The sequence below is a fragment of the Streptomyces sp. 3330 genome (assembly GCF_031456635.1).
Lineage (GTDB): Bacteria > Actinomycetota > Actinomycetes > Streptomycetales > Streptomycetaceae > Streptomyces.
This window is the reverse complement of the sequence record NZ_JAVDVA010000010.1, coordinates 35,748-51,009: the sequence shown is the minus strand read 5'-3', so window position 1 is coordinate 51,009 and position 15,262 is coordinate 35,748. Positions and strand designations below refer to the sequence as shown.

Annotated in this window: 15 protein-coding genes; 6 read left to right on the top strand and 9 right to left on the bottom strand. The window is 69.1% G+C overall.

Features of this window, described 5'->3' with window-relative positions; translation table 11 throughout:
- Window positions 1-28: 28 nt before the first annotated feature.
- Window positions 29-361 (top strand): thioredoxin, encoded by a 333-nt coding sequence (gene trxA, locus J2X68_RS18390; protein ID WP_062644855.1) that lies wholly within the window; start codon window positions 29-31, stop codon window positions 359-361.
- 92 nt (window positions 362-453) lie between these two features.
- Here the strand turns inward: trxA and J2X68_RS18385 are convergent, their stop codons facing one another.
- The 9 genes from J2X68_RS18385 to rpmH all read right to left on the bottom strand — a co-directional run bounded on the left by J2X68_RS18385 (window position 454) and on the right by rpmH (window position 7,359).
- Window positions 454-1,071 carry a GNAT family N-acetyltransferase gene (locus J2X68_RS18385; protein ID WP_057606308.1) on the bottom strand — a complete coding sequence of 206 codons (618 nt, stop codon included), beginning with the start codon at window positions 1,069-1,071 and terminating at the stop codon, window positions 454-456.
- Window positions 1,072-1,398: 327 nt separating this feature from the next.
- Entirely contained in the window at window positions 1,399-2,502 is a 1,104-nt protein-coding gene (locus J2X68_RS18380) for a ParB/RepB/Spo0J family partition protein (protein WP_310433626.1), read from the bottom strand.
- A complete protein-coding gene (locus J2X68_RS18375) occupies window positions 2,499-3,572 on the bottom strand; it encodes an AAA family ATPase (RefSeq protein ID WP_310433800.1) in 1,074 nt (357 codons plus the stop codon). The genes J2X68_RS18380 and J2X68_RS18375 overlap by 4 nt, the downstream gene beginning before the upstream one ends.
- Window positions 3,573-3,822: 250 nt before the next feature.
- The gene (gene rsmG, locus J2X68_RS18370) at window positions 3,823-4,539 is read right to left on the bottom strand and encodes a 16S rRNA (guanine(527)-N(7))-methyltransferase RsmG (RefSeq protein WP_310433625.1); all 717 of its coding nucleotides are present in this window, start codon (window positions 4,537-4,539) and stop codon (window positions 3,823-3,825) included.
- Window positions 4,540-4,657: 118 nt separating this feature from the next.
- Window positions 4,658-5,170, bottom strand: coding sequence for a R3H domain-containing nucleic acid-binding protein (locus J2X68_RS18365; RefSeq protein WP_062644858.1), 513 nt, complete (start codon window positions 5,168-5,170; stop codon window positions 4,658-4,660).
- 15 nt (window positions 5,171-5,185) lie between these two features.
- Window positions 5,186-6,469, bottom strand: a complete 1,284-nt coding sequence (yidC, locus tag J2X68_RS18360) for a membrane protein insertase YidC (RefSeq protein ID WP_310433624.1) — start codon at window positions 6,467-6,469, stop codon at window positions 5,186-5,188.
- A 3-nt stretch (window positions 6,470-6,472) separates the two neighbouring features.
- The gene (gene yidD / locus J2X68_RS18355; RefSeq protein WP_310433623.1) at window positions 6,473-6,832 is read right to left on the bottom strand and encodes a membrane protein insertion efficiency factor YidD; all 360 of its coding nucleotides are present in this window, start codon (window positions 6,830-6,832) and stop codon (window positions 6,473-6,475) included.
- Window positions 6,829-7,200, bottom strand: coding sequence for a ribonuclease P protein component (rnpA, locus tag J2X68_RS18350; protein WP_078615780.1), 372 nt, complete (start codon window positions 7,198-7,200; stop codon window positions 6,829-6,831). Before rnpA ends, yidD begins: the two co-directional genes overlap by 4 nt.
- A gap of 21 nt (window positions 7,201-7,221) precedes the next feature.
- Window positions 7,222-7,359 carry a 50S ribosomal protein L34 gene (rpmH, locus tag J2X68_RS18345; protein WP_018846094.1) on the bottom strand — a complete coding sequence of 46 codons (138 nt, stop codon included), beginning with the start codon at window positions 7,357-7,359 and terminating at the stop codon, window positions 7,222-7,224.
- A gap of 377 nt (window positions 7,360-7,736) precedes the next feature.
- Between rpmH and dnaA the strand changes: the two genes are divergently transcribed.
- The 5 genes from dnaA (at window position 7,737) to J2X68_RS18320 (ending at window position 14,946) form a co-directional block, all read left to right on the top strand.
- Window positions 7,737-9,755 (top strand): chromosomal replication initiator protein DnaA, encoded by a 2,019-nt coding sequence (gene dnaA / locus J2X68_RS18340; RefSeq protein ID WP_310433622.1) that lies wholly within the window; start codon window positions 7,737-7,739, stop codon window positions 9,753-9,755.
- A 1,280-nt stretch (window positions 9,756-11,035) separates the two neighbouring features.
- The gene (gene dnaN, locus J2X68_RS18335) at window positions 11,036-12,166 is read left to right on the top strand and encodes a DNA polymerase III subunit beta (protein ID WP_310433621.1); all 1,131 of its coding nucleotides are present in this window, start codon (window positions 11,036-11,038) and stop codon (window positions 12,164-12,166) included.
- A 200-nt stretch (window positions 12,167-12,366) separates the two neighbouring features.
- A complete protein-coding gene (gene gnd / locus J2X68_RS18330; RefSeq protein WP_057606303.1) occupies window positions 12,367-13,242 on the top strand; it encodes a phosphogluconate dehydrogenase (NAD(+)-dependent, decarboxylating) in 876 nt (291 codons plus the stop codon).
- A 52-nt stretch (window positions 13,243-13,294) separates the two neighbouring features.
- Window positions 13,295-14,416 carry a DNA replication/repair protein RecF gene (gene recF / locus J2X68_RS18325; protein WP_310433620.1) on the top strand — a complete coding sequence of 374 codons (1,122 nt, stop codon included), beginning with the start codon at window positions 13,295-13,297 and terminating at the stop codon, window positions 14,414-14,416.
- Window positions 14,413-14,946, top strand: coding sequence for a DciA family protein (locus J2X68_RS18320; protein ID WP_310433619.1), 534 nt, complete (start codon window positions 14,413-14,415; stop codon window positions 14,944-14,946). Before recF ends, J2X68_RS18320 begins: the two co-directional genes overlap by 4 nt.
- The last annotated feature ends 316 nt before the right edge of the window (window positions 14,947-15,262 follow it).

The window sequence follows — 15,262 nt, the reverse complement described above, 5'->3', positions numbered from 1 at the left end:
CACCGCACAGAGAATTAAGGAGCCCCCTGTGGCCGGCACCCTGAAGAATGTGACCGACGCCGACTTCGAAGAGGTCGTCCTCAAGAGCGACAAGCCCGTCCTGGTGGACTTCTGGGCCGCCTGGTGCGGTCCGTGCCGCCAGATCGCCCCCTCGCTCGAGGCCATCGCCGCCGAGCACGGCGACAAGATCGAGGTCGTCAAGCTCAACATCGACGAGAACCCGGGCACGGCCGCCAAGTACGGCGTCATGTCGATCCCGACCCTGAACGTCTACCAGGGTGGCGAGGTCGCCAAGACTATCGTCGGTGCCAAGCCGAAGGCCGCGCTCGTCCGCGACCTGGAGACCTTCATCTCCGAGTGACACGCTGAGCCGTCCCACCGACGGCCGATGTTTCACGTGAAACACGAATGGGCCGGCCCCCGAGGGGCTGGCCCATTGCGTTACCGAACGCTTCAGAGCGGGCGCAGCGCCGGCTCCTTCTGGACCGCCCCCAGCAGCCGGTCGAGCGCCATCTCCACGTCTTCCTTCCAGGAGAGCGTGGTCCGCAGCTCCAGCCTCATCCGAGGATGAGCGGGGTGCGGACGGACGGTCTTGAACCCCACCGCCAGCAGATGGTCGGCGGGGAGGACACAGGCCGGTTCCTTCCAGCGGGCGTCGCCGAACGCCTCGATCGCTTTGAAGCCCCGTCGCAGCAGATCCTTGGCCACCGTCTGGACCATCACGCGGCCGAGCCCCTGCCCCTGGTAGCCCGGCATGATGAACGCGGTCATCAACTGCACGGCGTCCGGCGAGACCGGGCTCGTGGGGAACGCCGTCGAGCGGGGAACGTAGGCGGGCGGCGCGTAGAGCACAAAGCCCACAGGAACGTCGTCCACGTAGACGACCCGGCCGCACGACCCCCAGTCCAGCAGGACAGCGGAGATCCAGGACTCCTTCTCCAGGGCGGACGTGCCCGCCCTTACCGCGGCCGCACTGCTGACGGGGTCCAGCTCCCAGAAGACACACGCCCGACAGCGCTTGGGCAGATCCTGAAGGTTGTCCAGCGTGAGCGGTACGAGCCGACGCCCCATGAAGGCTGTTCCTCGCTTCCTTCGCTCGCGGCGACGCGAGCGGCTGTCAGAGCGCTCCGTTCCTGGAGGAGGCCGGCGACGAAACCGCCGACCGCGCCCAGTCCCAGCCCGGCGCTCACCAGTCCGGTCCGGCTCATCGTTCGCATGGCCCTCGCCTCCCGCTCCGAGGTACTGCCAGGTGGATGCGCCACAACCCCCTCACATCGTATCCACGATGCGATTCCATCGATACTGCCTGAAAGCAAAGAGCGAGCCGTGTTCCGGTACACACCGGACACGGCTCGCTCACAGGTACCACGGCCGACAGGCGCTCCACCCGGCCGCGGTTCAGTCTTCCGACTCCTCGGCGTCGCCGCCGTCCACGAGGCCCTTCTGCAGGACGGGGCCCTCGCCGGGCGCGAGCGAGTCGAGAATGCGCTCCAGGTCCTCCATGGAGGCGAACTCGACAGTGATCTTGCCCTTCTTCTGCCCCAGGTCGACCTTCACCCGGGTTTCGAAGCGGTCCGAGAGCCTGGTCGCGAGATCGGTCAGCGCCGGGGAGACCCGGCCGCCGGCCCTCGGCCCCTTGGCCCGCTGAGCCGTCTGCGGACGCGAGCCCATGAGGGTCACGATCTCTTCGACGGCCCGTACCGACAGTCCCTCGGCCACGATGCGGTGGGCCAGACGGTCCTGCTCCTCCGAGTCGTCGACCGAGAGAAGGGCTCGGGCGTGACCGGCGGAGAGCACTCCCGCCGCGACCCGGCGCTGAACCGCCGGCGAGAGCTTCAGCAGACGCAGCGTGTTGGAGACCTGCGGGCGGGATCGACCGATGCGGTCCGCCAGCTGGTCGTGCGTGCAGTTGAAGTCCTTCAGCAACTGGTCGTAGGCGGCGGCCTCTTCCAGCGGGTTCAGCTGAGCCCGGTGAAGGTTCTCCAGAAGGGCGTCCAGGAGGAGCTTCTCGTCATCCGTGGCCCGCACGATCGCCGGGATGGCCTCCAGGCCGGCCTCGCGGCACGCCCGGAAACGCCGCTCACCCATGATGAGCTCATAGCGAGCGGGGCCCAGCTGGCGTACGACGACCGGCTGCAGCAGGCCGACCTCCTTGATGGAGGTGATGAGCTCGTGCAGCGCGTCCTCATCGAAGACCTCACGCGGCTGGCGCGGGTTCGGCGCGATGTGGTCGAGGGGAATCTCGGCGAAGTGCGCACCGACGGGCGGCGCGGGAATCTCCACGGAGCCGTTCGCCGACTGCTCTTCGGTTTCACGTGAAACAGGAACCAGCGCGGCCACCTTCGCCGCTGCCACTCCGCGGTCGGACGTCAGCATCGGTGCGGCTGCGGTGGACACCGAGCCCCCGCCTCCCACCGCGGCCTGCGCCGGCGTCTTCTCCGTCGGGGCAGCCGGGATCAGCGCTCCAAGACCTCGGCCCAGCCCCCTCCGTCGCTCACTCACTGAATGCCCTCCACCATGTTCGCGTTGTTCTGGGCGCCGATATGGGCGTGTGTCCCGTCGTAGCTGACGCCGACACCCCTCAGCGCCAGCTCTCGTGCTGCCTCAAGGTAGGAGAGAGCACCGCTCGATCCCGGATCGTAGGTCAGCACCGTCTGTCCGTAGCTCGGCGCCTCGGAGATGCGGACCGAGCGGGGAATGCTCGTCCGCAGCACCTCCTCCACGAAGTGGGTGCGCACCTCCTCCGCGACCTGCGACGCGAGACGCGTCCGGCCGTCGTACATGGTGAGCAGAATGGTCGACACGTGCAGGGTGGGATTGAGGTGTCCCCGCACCAGGTCGACGTTGCGCAGCAACTGCCCCAGCCCTTCCAGCGCGTAGTACTCGCACTGGATCGGGATGAGGACCTCCGCACCGGCCACCATCGCGTTGACGGTCAGCAGGCCGAGCGACGGCGGGCAGTCGATGAGGATGTAGTCCAGCGGCTGTTCATAGGCCTGGATCGCTCGCTGGAGGCGGCTCTCACGTGCCACCAGGGAGACCAATTCGATCTCCGCGCCGGCGAGATCGATCGTGGCGGGAGCGCAGAAGAGGCCTTCCACATCGGGAACGGGCTGGACGACCTCCGAAAGCGGGCGGCTGTCCACCAGTACGTCATAGATGGACGGGACTTCGGCGTGGTGGTCGATTCCCAGGGCAGTGGACGCGTTGCCCTGAGGGTCGAGGTCGACCACCAGGACCCGGCCACCGTGCAGGGCGAGGGATGCGGCAAGGTTGACGGTCGTCGTCGTCTTGCCCACCCCGCCCTTCTGGTTGGCAACGACGATCACACGGGTCTGCTCAGGACGTGGCAGGCCCTCGCCGGCGCGGCCCAGAGCCTCCACCGCGAGTTGGGCAGCACGACCGATCGGGGTGTCGTCCATCGGAGGCGGTGTTTCACGTGAAACATCCTCCCCGAACGACTCGGTACGGGGACCGGGGACCGGATCGGTCATCGGTCCCGCGATGTTGGCGTCGGACCGCACGGATTCACTCTCCTCGACTTCAGGCTCGCAATGCACAGAGCCTCCCATGGCTTCGGGGTCGTGAACCAGTGAGGCCTGTTGTTCTGTGGAGAAATCCACCTCTGTGGACAACTCCCGTCCCTCATCGAGTGAACCGAGAGGCTTACGGGCGCGGGGTTCGGCTGCGGCGCGGCCGCGGCTGATGATGCCGTGGAGCAGGGAGCGACGTTTCACGTGAAACACGATGCACAGCGTCGGCGGCCTGATCCCTCGCGACACTCCGTGATGCGTGGGTTTGGCAGCTTGTGTGGAGTACGGGTCAGCGACGTCGGCGCGTGCGACTGGTGCGCGCCGCCTTGGCCCGTTTGGCGGCGAACCTCACACCACCGGGGCTCTCCCCGACCTCGACCCGCACCACCGTGGACAGCGGATCCACCACGCCCTCACCGACATGCAGGATCGAGGTGCCCACGGCCCCGAGCTTGCTCAGTGCGGTGGACGCGCTCTTCAGCTCTTCCTCGGCGGTGTCGCCCTTGAGGGCGAGCATCTCGCCGTAGGGCCGCAGCAGGGGAATGCCCCAGGTGGCCAGGCGGTCCAGCGGCGCCACCGCGCGGGCGGTCACCACATGCACCGGCGGCATCGAGCCCATGACCTCCTCGGCGCGGCCGCGTGCGACCGTCACATGGTCCAGGCCGAGGAGCTCGACCACCTCGGTGAGGAAGTTGGTCCGTCGCAGGAGCGGTTCCAGCAGGGTGATCTTCAGATCCTCCCGCACGAGCGCCAGCGGGATGCCGGGCAGTCCGGCACCCGAACCGACGTCGCAGACGGTCACGCCCTCGGGCACGACCTCGGAGAGCACCGCGCAGTTCAACAGGTGCCTCTCCCAGAGGCGCGGCACCTCGCGTGGGCCGATGAGCCCACGCTGCACGCCGGCCTCGGCCAGGAGCTCTGCGTATCGGACCGCATCACCGAAGCGATCGCCGAATACCTCTCGTGCCACCTCGGGCGCAGGGGGGAGCTCCGCTGCCTCCGTCACGGGGACCGTCCTTCCGTACCGCATCAGCGCTGTGAGCGCCGACCACCAGAACTACCGGGCTGACAAAGTTCGGCCCCGTCTGCGCAACAGACGGGGCCGGAGACACGTACGTACCGAATCAGTTGGGCAGGACGACGACGAAGCGCTGCGGCTCCTCGCCCTCGGACTCGCTGCGCAGGCCGGCGACCTTGACCGCGTCGTGGACGACCTTGCGCTCGAAGGGCGTCATCGGCTTCAGCTTGACCGGCTCACCGCTGTTCTTCGCGTCGGCCGCAGCCTTGGCGCCCAGCTCGGAGAGCTCGGCACGCTTCTGCGCCCGGTAACCCGCGATGTCCAGCATCAGCCGACTGCGGTCACCGGTCTCCCGGTGGACGGCCAGGCGCGTGAGTTCCTGGAGCGCCTCCAACACCTCGCCGTCCCGGCCGACCAGCTTCGACAGGTCACGGGTGCCTGCGTCGCTGATGATCGACACAGAGGCGCGGTCGGCCTCGACGTCCATGTCGATGTCGCCGTCGAGATCGGCGATGTCCAGCAGACCTTCGAGGTAGTCCGCCGCGATCTCGCCCTCTTGCTCGAGGCGGGTCAGGGTGTCTGCACCCTCGGCGGCAGCGGAGGTGGTGCCTTCCGTCACGGGATGGGCTCCTTCTTACTTCTTGGACGGGGACTTGGGGCGCTGCGGGCCGCCCTTGCGCTGCCCGGACTGGGCCTTGCTACGGCCTCCGCTGCCGGGCTTGGGAGCGGCCTTCTTGGCCGTGCCGGCGGCTCCGGAGGGGTTGGCGTCCTCCGGCTCGTCGGACTTGCTCAGGGAGATGGTCTCGCCGGCACCCTTCGCCGGGGCCGTGGACTGGCGCTGCGACTTCGACTGCCGCTTGGGCTGCTGCCGCTTGGCGGCGGCCGCGCTCGTCGGCGTGCCGTCCTCGGCCTGGGCCGCGGCCTGGGCCTCGCTCTTGATCACGGTGCCGTCGGCCTGGGCGGCGAAGCCCACCTTGGTCAGACCGTTGATGAACTTGCGCTCGGCGTCGTTGCGATCGCGGCCCTTGGCCACGATGGCCTTCACGATGGCGCGCTCGCCGCGGCTGCGGGTCTTGCCGTGGTGCGTGACGTGCTTGTACAGGCGCTCCAGGTACGCGGCCTGAGCCTTCGAACCCGGCGTCGGGTTGTTGCGGATCACGTACATCTGCTGGCCCATGGTCCACACGTTCGTGGTCAGCCAGTAGACGAGCACACCGACGGGGAAGTTGATGCCGAAGACGGCGAACATGACGGGGAAGACGTACATCAGCATCTTCTGCTGCTGCATGAACGGCGTCTTCACCGAGGTGTCGACGTTCTTCGTCATGAGCTGGCGCTGCGTGAAGAACTGCGACGCCGACATCATGATGATCATGATCGCGGTGACGATGCGGACGTTGGTCAGCGAGGCGTCGAACGGCACCAGGTCAGCGGCGCTGTCCGTGAACTTCGCGGCCAGCGGGGCACCGAAGATGTGCGCCTTCTGCGCGCTCTCCAGCAGGCTCTCGTTGATCACGCCGATGGTCTCGCCGTTGGCGATGCCATTGAGCACGTGGTAGAGGGCGAAGAAGAACGGGGACTGCGCCAGGATGGGAAGGCACGAGGAGAGCGGGTTGGTACCCGTCTCCTTGTACAGCTTCATCATCTCTTCGGACTGGCGCTGCTTGTCGTTCTTGTAGCGCTCCTGGATCTTCTTCATCTCGGGCTGCAGCGTCTGCATGGCCCGCGTCGCCTTGATCTGCTTCACGAAGAGCGGGATCAGGCAGATTCGGATCAGAATCACCAGGGACACGATCGACAGGCCCCAGGCCCACCCGGTGTCAGGGCCGAAAATGGCCCCGTACACCTTGTGGAACTGGACGATGACCCAGGAGACAGGTGTCGTGATGAAGCTGAAGAGGCTGGCAATCGTGTCCACTAATCATGCTCCTTGGGCATGGGACGGTGTCTCTGCGGCCGGGCTCGAAGGAGAAGGAAGGTTCTCTTCGGTGGCCGTTTCGGCGGCGGAGGTCCCGCCCCTGCGTGCACGCCAGGCGTCACGCAACATTTCGTGCCACCGCGGGCGCTTGCGCGGCGGAACATGGTCCACGCCACCGAGCGACCACGGATTGCACCGCAGGATCCGCCAGGCGGTAAGTGCCGTTCCCTTGACCGCGCCGTGCCGGTCGATAGCAGTGAAGCCGTAGTGGGAGCACGACGGGTAGTACTTGCACACCGGCCCGAGCAGCGGACTGATCGTCCACTGGTAGAGCTTGATCAGAGCCAGCAGCGGGTACTTCATCGCGCGCCCCCTCCCAGTAGCCGTTGAAGGGCGGCATCCAGGTCTTGGGCCAGCTGTGCGTGGTCGGCGTCGCCCGCCCCGGGCAGCGCCCGTACGACTACCAGGCTACCGGGGGGGAACAGGGTGACCCGGTCGCGCATCAGGTGACGCAGTCTGCGCTTCACCTTGTTGCGTACGACCGCGCCGCCCACGGCCTTGCTCACGACGAAACCCGCACGCGTCGGGGGAGCGCTCTCCCCAGGCGCGTGCGGGTCCGTGGCACCGCTTCGAAGATGGACCACGAGGGTCGGGCGGCCGGCCCGACGACCTCGTCGTACCGCGGTCGCGAAGTCCTCGCGCCGCCTCAGCCGATGCTCGGTAGGCAGCACGACGTCATGACCTGATCAGGCTCAGGCGGACAGGTTCGCGCGACCCTTGCTGCGGCGGTTCGCGAGAATCGCGCGACCGGCACGGGTGCGCATCCGCAGGCGGAAGCCGTGGGTCTTGGCGCGACGACGGTTGTTCGGCTGGAAGGTGCGCTTGCTCACTCGGGGGCTCCAGAAATCAATCGGTGGTGGCGGGGTGCCGTCCTGGCTGTCACCGTGCGCCCACGAGGTAGCTCGCGGTTAAACGCCCGAGTGCACCGCTTCCCGATCACCTGACGTGATCTGTGCCCATCGGAGGCAGGCGGCAGCAGCCATCGACAACTCGACCTGGTTACGGTACGCGCGGCTGCGCCATTCGGTCAAACCGGCGGTCACGGGGGACACTATCCACAGGCTGGGGACAACAACTTGAACCGTAGCCGTCGCCCTGACTACCGTGACGGAACTCCGATTCGTTCCTTTGTCCCTGCCCCCACCCGATATGAATCCCGACCGTCCCGCAACCACACGTTCGTGGGACCCACGAGAGAGCGTGCCCTGTGGCTGACGTGCCTGCCGATCTTGCCGCAGTGTGGCCACGCGTACTGGAGCAGCTCCTCGGGGAGGGCCGCGGCCAGGGTGTCGAGGGGAAGGACGAGCACTGGATCCGGCGCTGCCAGCCGCTGGCGCTGGTCGCCGACACCGCCCTGCTCGCCGTGCCGAACGAGTTCGCGAAGGGCGTCCTCGAAGGCCGCCTCGCCCCGATCGTCAGCGAGACGCTGAGCCGCGAGTGCGGCCGGCCGATCCGCATCGCGATCACCGTCGACGACTCCGTCGGCGAACCCCCGGCCCCGTCGGCTCCCCCGGCGCAGCAGTCGCGCTATGAGGAGTCCGAGTCCCCTGCCGGTCCCTACGACGGTCAGGACGGCCGGTTCGAAGGTCAGGGGGACGGCCGGTACGACAACGGCTACGACAAGACGCGCGAGGGCCAGTACGAGGGCTACGGCCGGCACCGCGCCGAGCAGCTGCCCCAGGCGCCCGGCGACCAGCCGCCCGGTTCGCGCCCGGACCAGATGCCCACGGCGCGGCCCGCGTACCCGTCGGAGTACCAGCGCCCGGAGCCCGGCGCCTGGCCGCGGCCGCAGCAGGACGAGCACAGCTGGCAGCAGCAGCGCCTCGGCTTCCCGGAGCGCGACCCCTACGCGTCGCCCTCGTCGCAGGACACCTACGGCGGACCCGCGTCCCAGGCCCCGTACGGCGCCCCGTCGCAGCAGGACTCCTACGGTCCGCCGTCGCAGGACTACCGTCCCCAGTCGATGGAGCGGCCGCCGTACGACCCCTCGCCGTACCGGCAGAAGCGCCCGGAGTACGAGCAGTCGCGCTCCGACTACGACCAGCGCGACTCCGGCCGGCGTGAGCTGTCCGACCCGTCGTCCGGCCCCGGCCATCCGCACCGCGGCGGCCCGGCAGGTCCCGGTCAGCCCGGCGCCGGCGGGCCCGGCCAGTCGGCCAAGCAGTCCTCGCCGACGCCCGGCCCCGGTGAGCCGACCGCGCGCCTGAACCCGAAGTACCTGTTCGACACGTTCGTCATCGGCGCCTCCAACCGGTTCGCGCACGCGGCCGCGGTCGCCGTCGCCGAAGCGCCCGCCAAGGCTTACAACCCCCTCTTCATCTATGGGGAGTCGGGTCTCGGCAAGACGCACCTGCTGCACGCCATCGGGCACTACGCGCGCAGCCTCTACCCCGGCACGCGCGTGCGGTACGTGAGCTCCGAGGAGTTCACCAATGAGTTCATCAACTCCATCCGCGACGGCAAGGGCGACAGCTTCCGCAAGCGGTACCGCGAGATGGACATCCTGCTCGTCGACGACATCCAGTTCCTCGCGGACAAGGAGTCGACGCAGGAGGAGTTCTTCCACACCTTCAACACGCTCCACAACGCGAACAAGCAGATCGTCCTGTCCAGCGACCGGCCGCCCAAGCAGCTGGTGACCCTGGAGGACCGGCTGCGGAACCGTTTCGAGTGGGGCCTGATCACCGACGTGCAGCCGCCCGAGCTGGAGACGAGGATCGCGATCCTCCGCAAGAAGGCGGTCCAGGAGCAGCTGAACGCGCCGCCGGAGGTGCTGGAGTTCATCGCGTCCCGGATCTCGCGCAACATCCGCGAGCTGGAGGGCGCGCTGATCCGGGTGACGGCGTTCGCGTCGCTCAACCGGCAGCCGGTGGACCTGGGCCTGACGGAGATCGTCCTGAAGGACCTGATCCCCGGCGGCGAGGACTCCGCCCCCGAGATCACCTCGACGGCCATCATGGGCGCCACCGCCGACTACTTCGGGCTGACGGTCGAGGACCTGTGCGGCACCTCGCGCGGGCGCGCGCTGGTGACGGCCCGGCAGATCGCCATGTACCTGTGCCGCGAGCTGACGGACCTCTCGCTGCCGAAGATCGGCGCGCTGTTCGGCGGCCGCGACCACACGACGGTCATGCACGCGGACCGCAAGATCCGCAATCTGATGGCCGAGCGGCGCTCCATCTACAACCAGGTGACCGAGTTGACCAACCGCATCAAGAACGGCTGACGGCACGGCAGACCGCACCGCAGACGGCACGGAGGGCGTCCCCGGGAGGAAGATCCGGGGGCGCCCTCCGTCGTGCACGGCCTCTGGACTCCAGGGGCTCCGGGACTCCAGGGGCTCCGGGACTCCAGGGGCTCCCGGGACCCCAGGGCGCGGCGCGGGGCTCACAGGGCTCCAGGGCGCGGCGCGGGGCTCCAGGGCTCCAGGGCGCGGCGCGGGGCTCCAGGGCGGATCCCGAGGCGGATCTACAGCGTCCGCGAGGCAGCTCCTGGCGAGTCCGAGGCCGACCGCGAGCTGATCCAAGCCGGTCCGAGGCCGATCCGAGGACGCGATCCGGGGCGGATCCGAGGCCACCCGAGGACGCGATCCGGGGCGTCTCCGGGGCGTCTCCGGGGCGTCTCCGGGGCGGATGCGGGGTGCCGCCGGGGCCGATCTGGCGCCGGATCGGCGGCGAGCCCGGGCCGAACCGCGTCCGTCGACGGTCGTCCACCGCTCACCCGTTGTTCGATTACCGGCCGGGTTACGGCCTCTCTCCACAGATTCGGTGACTTTTTCCCGTCCACACCCTGGGGACTGGAAAGTTGTCCAGACTGTGTCCACAGGCGCTCCCGGTGCGGGACCATCGAAGCAGGTCACCTGGCTGTGGATTCGTGGACGAAGGTTCTCCACAGGCTGTGGACAAAAAAATGATCCACAGGCTGTGCACGAAGTTGTCCACCGACGACCCACAGGCTGAGGCCCGTTGTCCCCAGCGATCTCGGGCTTCTCCACATGTCTGTCCACTGTTCGGCAACGTGACGCGCCTCCTCACCGGGTCGAGTGAAAGGCGTCACACGAAGGTGCCGGGTTGCCCTGTGGGAAAGGTGGGTAAACCTGGGGACGCCGCTGGGGAGAACTCGCCCCCGCCTGTGCACGGCGTGTGCAGAACTTTCTGTTCTCCACAGAAGGCCCCGGTTGTCCACCGGCTCCGCCCACAGGCCCGGTGGATAAAATTCCGGCCCTGAGCTGCGAAAACACGGTTATCCACCGTTTCCACAGCCCCTACTACTACTCCCGACTAGAGAGAGCGAGAAATCCGTTTAGAAGGGGGTCCTGTGCACAACTCGCTCCTCGGTGCCCGGCTGCCCCTCGTCACGACTTGACCCCGAGGGGCACCGACTGTCAGTGCGGTGCGTCAGACTGGTCCCCGTTGGTCCTGCCCCTCGCCGGGGCCGACCACACCGAGACAGACGACGAAGGCCAGGCAGGGCGAGAAGCGCCGGCAACAGCAGGAGGCGGCAAGAGTGAAGATCCGGGTGGAACGCGACGTACTCGCGGAGGCCGTGGCCTGGGCGGCACGCAGCCTCCCGGCCCGTCCGCCGGCGCCGGTCCTCGCCGGCCTGCTGCTGAAGGCGGAGGACGGCCAGCTGAGCCTGTCCAGCTTCGACTACGAGGTCTCCGCGCGGGTCTCCGTGGACACCGAGGTCGAGGAGGAGGGCACGGTCCTCGTCTCCGGCCGCCTGCTCGCGGACATCTGCCGCGCCCTGCCCAACCGCCCGGTGGAGATCTCCACAGACGGTGTACGGGCGACCGTGGTCTGCGGCTCCTCGCGCTTCACCCTCCACACCCTGCCTGTGGAGGAGTACCCGTCCCTGCCGCAGATGCCGAACGCGACGGGAACGGTGCCCGGCGAGGTCTTCGCCTCCGCGGCCGCCCAGGTCGCCATCGCCGCCGGCCGTGACGACACGCTGCCGGTCCTCACCGGTGTGCGCATCGAGATCGAGGGCGACACGGTCACGCTGGCCTCCACCGACCGCTACCGCTTCGCGGTCCGCGAGTTCCTGTGGAAGCCGGAGAACCCGGACGCCTCCGCGGTCGCCCTGGTGCCCGCCAAGACGCTCCTGGACACCGCCAAGGCGCTCACGAGCGGCGACAGCGTGGTCCTGGCGCTGTCCGGCTCCGGTTCGGGCGAGGGCCTCATCGGCTTCGAGGGCGCGGGCCGGCGCACGACGACCCGCCTGCTGGAGGGCGACCTCCCCAAGTACCGCACGCTGTTCCCGACCGAGTTCAACTCCGTCGCCGTGATCGAGACCGCCCCCTTCGTGGAGGCCGTCAAGCGAGTGGCCCTGGTCGCCGAGCGCAACACCCCGGTGCGGCTCAGCTTCGAGCAGGGCGTGCTCATCCTGGAGGCCGGCTCCAGTGACGACGCACAGGCTGTGGAGCGGGTCGACGCCCAGCTCGAGGGCGACGACATCTCGATCGCCTTCAACCCGACCTTCCTGCTGGACGGTCTGAGCGCCATCGACTCCCCGGTCGCCCAGCTGTCCTTCACGACGTCCACGAAGCCCGCGCTGCTCAGCGGCAAGCCTGCGCTGGACGCGGAGGCGGACGAGGCCTACAAGTACCTGATCATGCCGGTGCGTCTCAGCGGCTGACGGCGGCGCCGTGATCCGGCCGGTCGTCCACAGGCCGTGGACGACCGGGGCGGTCCCTGGGGAGAAGCCGCCGGCGAACCCCCAGGTGGGGTGTACGTCTGAGCGCGTATGCCCACAGGTGTGCGTGACCGTCCGGGTTTAGGCTCGGACATGGGTACGAAGGTGCCCGCCACGCCACACAGCGACCTAAGGAACAACTGATGGAGCTCGGTCTCGTCGGCCTCGGCAAGATGGGCGGCAACATGCGCGAGCGGATCCGCCGCGCAGGCCACACCGTCGTCGGATACGACCGCAACCCGGACCTCGCCGACGTCCACAGCCTCGAAGAGCTTGTGGGCAAGCTCAAGGGCCCGCGCGTGGTCTGGGTGATGGTCCCGGCCGGCGCGGCCACCCAGTCGACCGTCGACGAGCTCGCCGAACTGCTGGAGCCGGGTGACGTCGTCGTGGACGGCGGCAACTCCCGCTGGACGGACGACGAGAAGCACGCCGGGGAGCTGGCCGCCAAGGGCATCGGCTTCGTGGACTGCGGTGTCTCCGGCGGCGTCTGGGGCCTGGAGAACGGCTACGCGCTGATGTACGGCGGCGACGCGGAGCACGTGGCCAAGGTGCAGCCCGTCTTCGACGCGCTCAAGCCCGAGGGCGACTTCGGCGCGGTGCACGCCGGCAAGGTCGGCGCCGGCCACTTCGCGAAGATGGTCCACAACGGCATCGAGTACGCCATGATGCAGGCCTACGCCGAGGGCTGGGAGCTGCTGGAGAAGGTCGACTCCGTCACGGACGTGCGCGAGGTCTTCCGCTCCTGGCAGGAGGGCACGGTCATCCGGTCCTGGCTGCTCGACCTGGCCGTCAACGCCCTCGACGAGGACGAGCACCTGGACAAGCTGCGCGGCTTCGCGCAGGACTCCGGCGAGGGCCGCTGGACGGTCGAGGCCGCCATCGACAACGCCGTGCCGCTGCCCGCCATCACGGCGTCCCTGTTCGCGCGGTTCGCCTCCCGCCAGGAGGACTCGCCGCAGATGAAGATGATCGCGGCGCTGCGCAACCAGTTCGGCGGCCACGCGGTCGAGAAGAAGTAGTCCACAGGGTCGCCCCGCGATCCACAACCCTGGGGGAGGTCGGCGAACGACCATGCACGTCACGCATCTGTCGCTGGCCGACTTCCGCTCGTACGCCCGGGTCGAGGTTCCGCTCGACTCGGGCGTCACCTCGTTCGTCGGCCCCAACGGGCAGGGCAAGACGAACCTCGTCGAGGCCGTCGGCTATCTCGCCACCCTCGGCAGCCACCGGGTCGCCTCGGACGCGCCCCTGGTCCGCATGGGCGCCGACCGCGCGATCATCCGGGCGCAGATCCGGCAGGGCGAGCGACAGCAGCTGGTCGAGCTCGAACTGAACCCCGGCAAGGCCAACCGTGCCCGCATCAACAGGTCCTCGCAGGTCAGGCCTCGTGACGTGCTCGGCATCGTACGGACGGTGCTGTTCGCGCCCGAGGATCTCGCGCTGATCAAGGGCGACCCCGGGGAGCGGCGCCGCTTCCTCGACGAGCTGATCACCGCGCGCTCCCCGCGGATGGCGGGCGTGCGCTCGGACTACGAGCGGGTGCTCAAGCAGCGCAACACGCTCCTCAAGTCGGCCGCGCTCGCCCGGCGGCACGGCGGGCGCTCCCTGGACCTGTCGACCCTCGACGTGTGGGACCAGCACCTCGCGCGCGTGGGCGCCGAGCTGCTCGCCCAGCGCCTCGACCTGGTCGCCGCGCTCCAGCCGCTGGCCGACAAGGCGTACGAGCAGCTGGCGCCCGGCGGCGGTCCGGTGGCCCTGGAGTACAAGCCGTCCGCGCCCGGTGAGGCGCACACGCGTGAGGACCTCTACGCGCAGCTGACGGCCGCGCTCGCGGACGTCCGCAAGCAGGAGATCGAGCGGGGCGTGACCCTGGTGGGCCCGCATCGCGACGACGTGGTCCTCAAACTCGGCCAGCTGCCCGCCAAGGGGTACGCCTCCCACGGCGAGTCCTGGTCGTACGCGCTGGCGCTGCGGCTGGCCTCGTACGACCTGCTGCGGGCCGAGGGCAACGAGCCGGTGCTGGTGCTGGACGACGTGTTCGCCGAGCTGGACGCCCGTCGGCGGGAGCGGCTGGCCGAGCTGGTGGCGCCCGGCGAGCAGGTGCTGGTGACGGCGGCGGTCGACGACGACGTGCCGCATGTCCTCGCGGGGGCCCGGTACGCCGTGGCCGAGGGGACGGTGGAGCGCCTGTGACCGCCGACGAGCCCGCGAAGCGGACCCCCGAGCCGTCCGGCGTCGATCTCGCGCGGGTGGCGCTCAGGGCGGCCCGTGAGCAGGCACGCGCGCGGGGGGACGCGGCCCAGCAGAAGAAGCAGGCGCGGCGCGGTGGCGGCCTGCGCTCCGGCGCGCGCGCGGACGGCCGCGACCCCATGGCGCTGGGCGCGGCGATCAACCGGCTGCTCAACGAGCGCGGGTGGGAGGCGCCGGCCGCGGTGGGCGGTGTGATGGGCCGGTGGCCGCAGATCGTCGGCGAGGACGTGGCCAAGCACTGCGTGCCGGAGAAGTACGACGAGGACGAGCGGGCGCTGATCGTGCGCTGCGACTCGACGGCGTGGGCGACGAACCTGAGGCTGCTCGCGCCGACCCTGGTCGCGCGCCTCAACGAGGATCTGGGCCACGGGACGGTGCGGCTGATCAAGGTGCTCGGGCCCAGTGGTCCCGTGCGCCGCTACGGCCCCCTCAGGGCCCCGGGAAGCACGGGTCCCGGCGATACCTACGGGTGACGTGCGTCACGCTTTTCCAGGCCGGGAGGGTCCTGTGGGGACCGCCCGGCCTTCGCGTTGCCCGGCCGCGTGCGGGTGCGAATCCGGACCTGACTCCCAAGTAGCCAAGGGTTGACACCCGGAAGCGCTGAGTGCCTCCGTGAGCCTCTTGGAGCCCCCTTCCGTATATCGGGACCCGGAAGAGACCGGTTGAGGGCGGCACATGCGGACTCAGGTACCGGCAAACCCCCATCAGTGTCAGTGCTACCGGTAGACTGGAAGCCAATCCCGCCCCGAACGTGGGGACCGCCCGGGAGAAGCTGAGCAACGCTGATTC

Coding starts and splice junctions, on each gene's coding strand:
- J2X68_RS18385 (WP_057606308.1), bottom strand. CDS start 1,071: ATGGGGCGTCGGCTCGTACCGCTCACGCTGGACAACCTTCAGGATCTG.
- J2X68_RS18375 (WP_310433800.1), bottom strand. CDS start 3,572: ATGGGAGGCTCTGTGCATTGCGAGCCTGAAGTCGAGGAGAGTGAATCC.
- yidD (WP_310433623.1), bottom strand. CDS start 6,832: ATGAAGTACCCGCTGCTGGCTCTGATCAAGCTCTACCAGTGGACGATC.
- gnd (WP_057606303.1), top strand. CDS start 12,367: ATGGAGCTCGGTCTCGTCGGCCTCGGCAAGATGGGCGGCAACATGCGC.
- recF (WP_310433620.1), top strand. CDS start 13,295: ATGCACGTCACGCATCTGTCGCTGGCCGACTTCCGCTCGTACGCCCGG.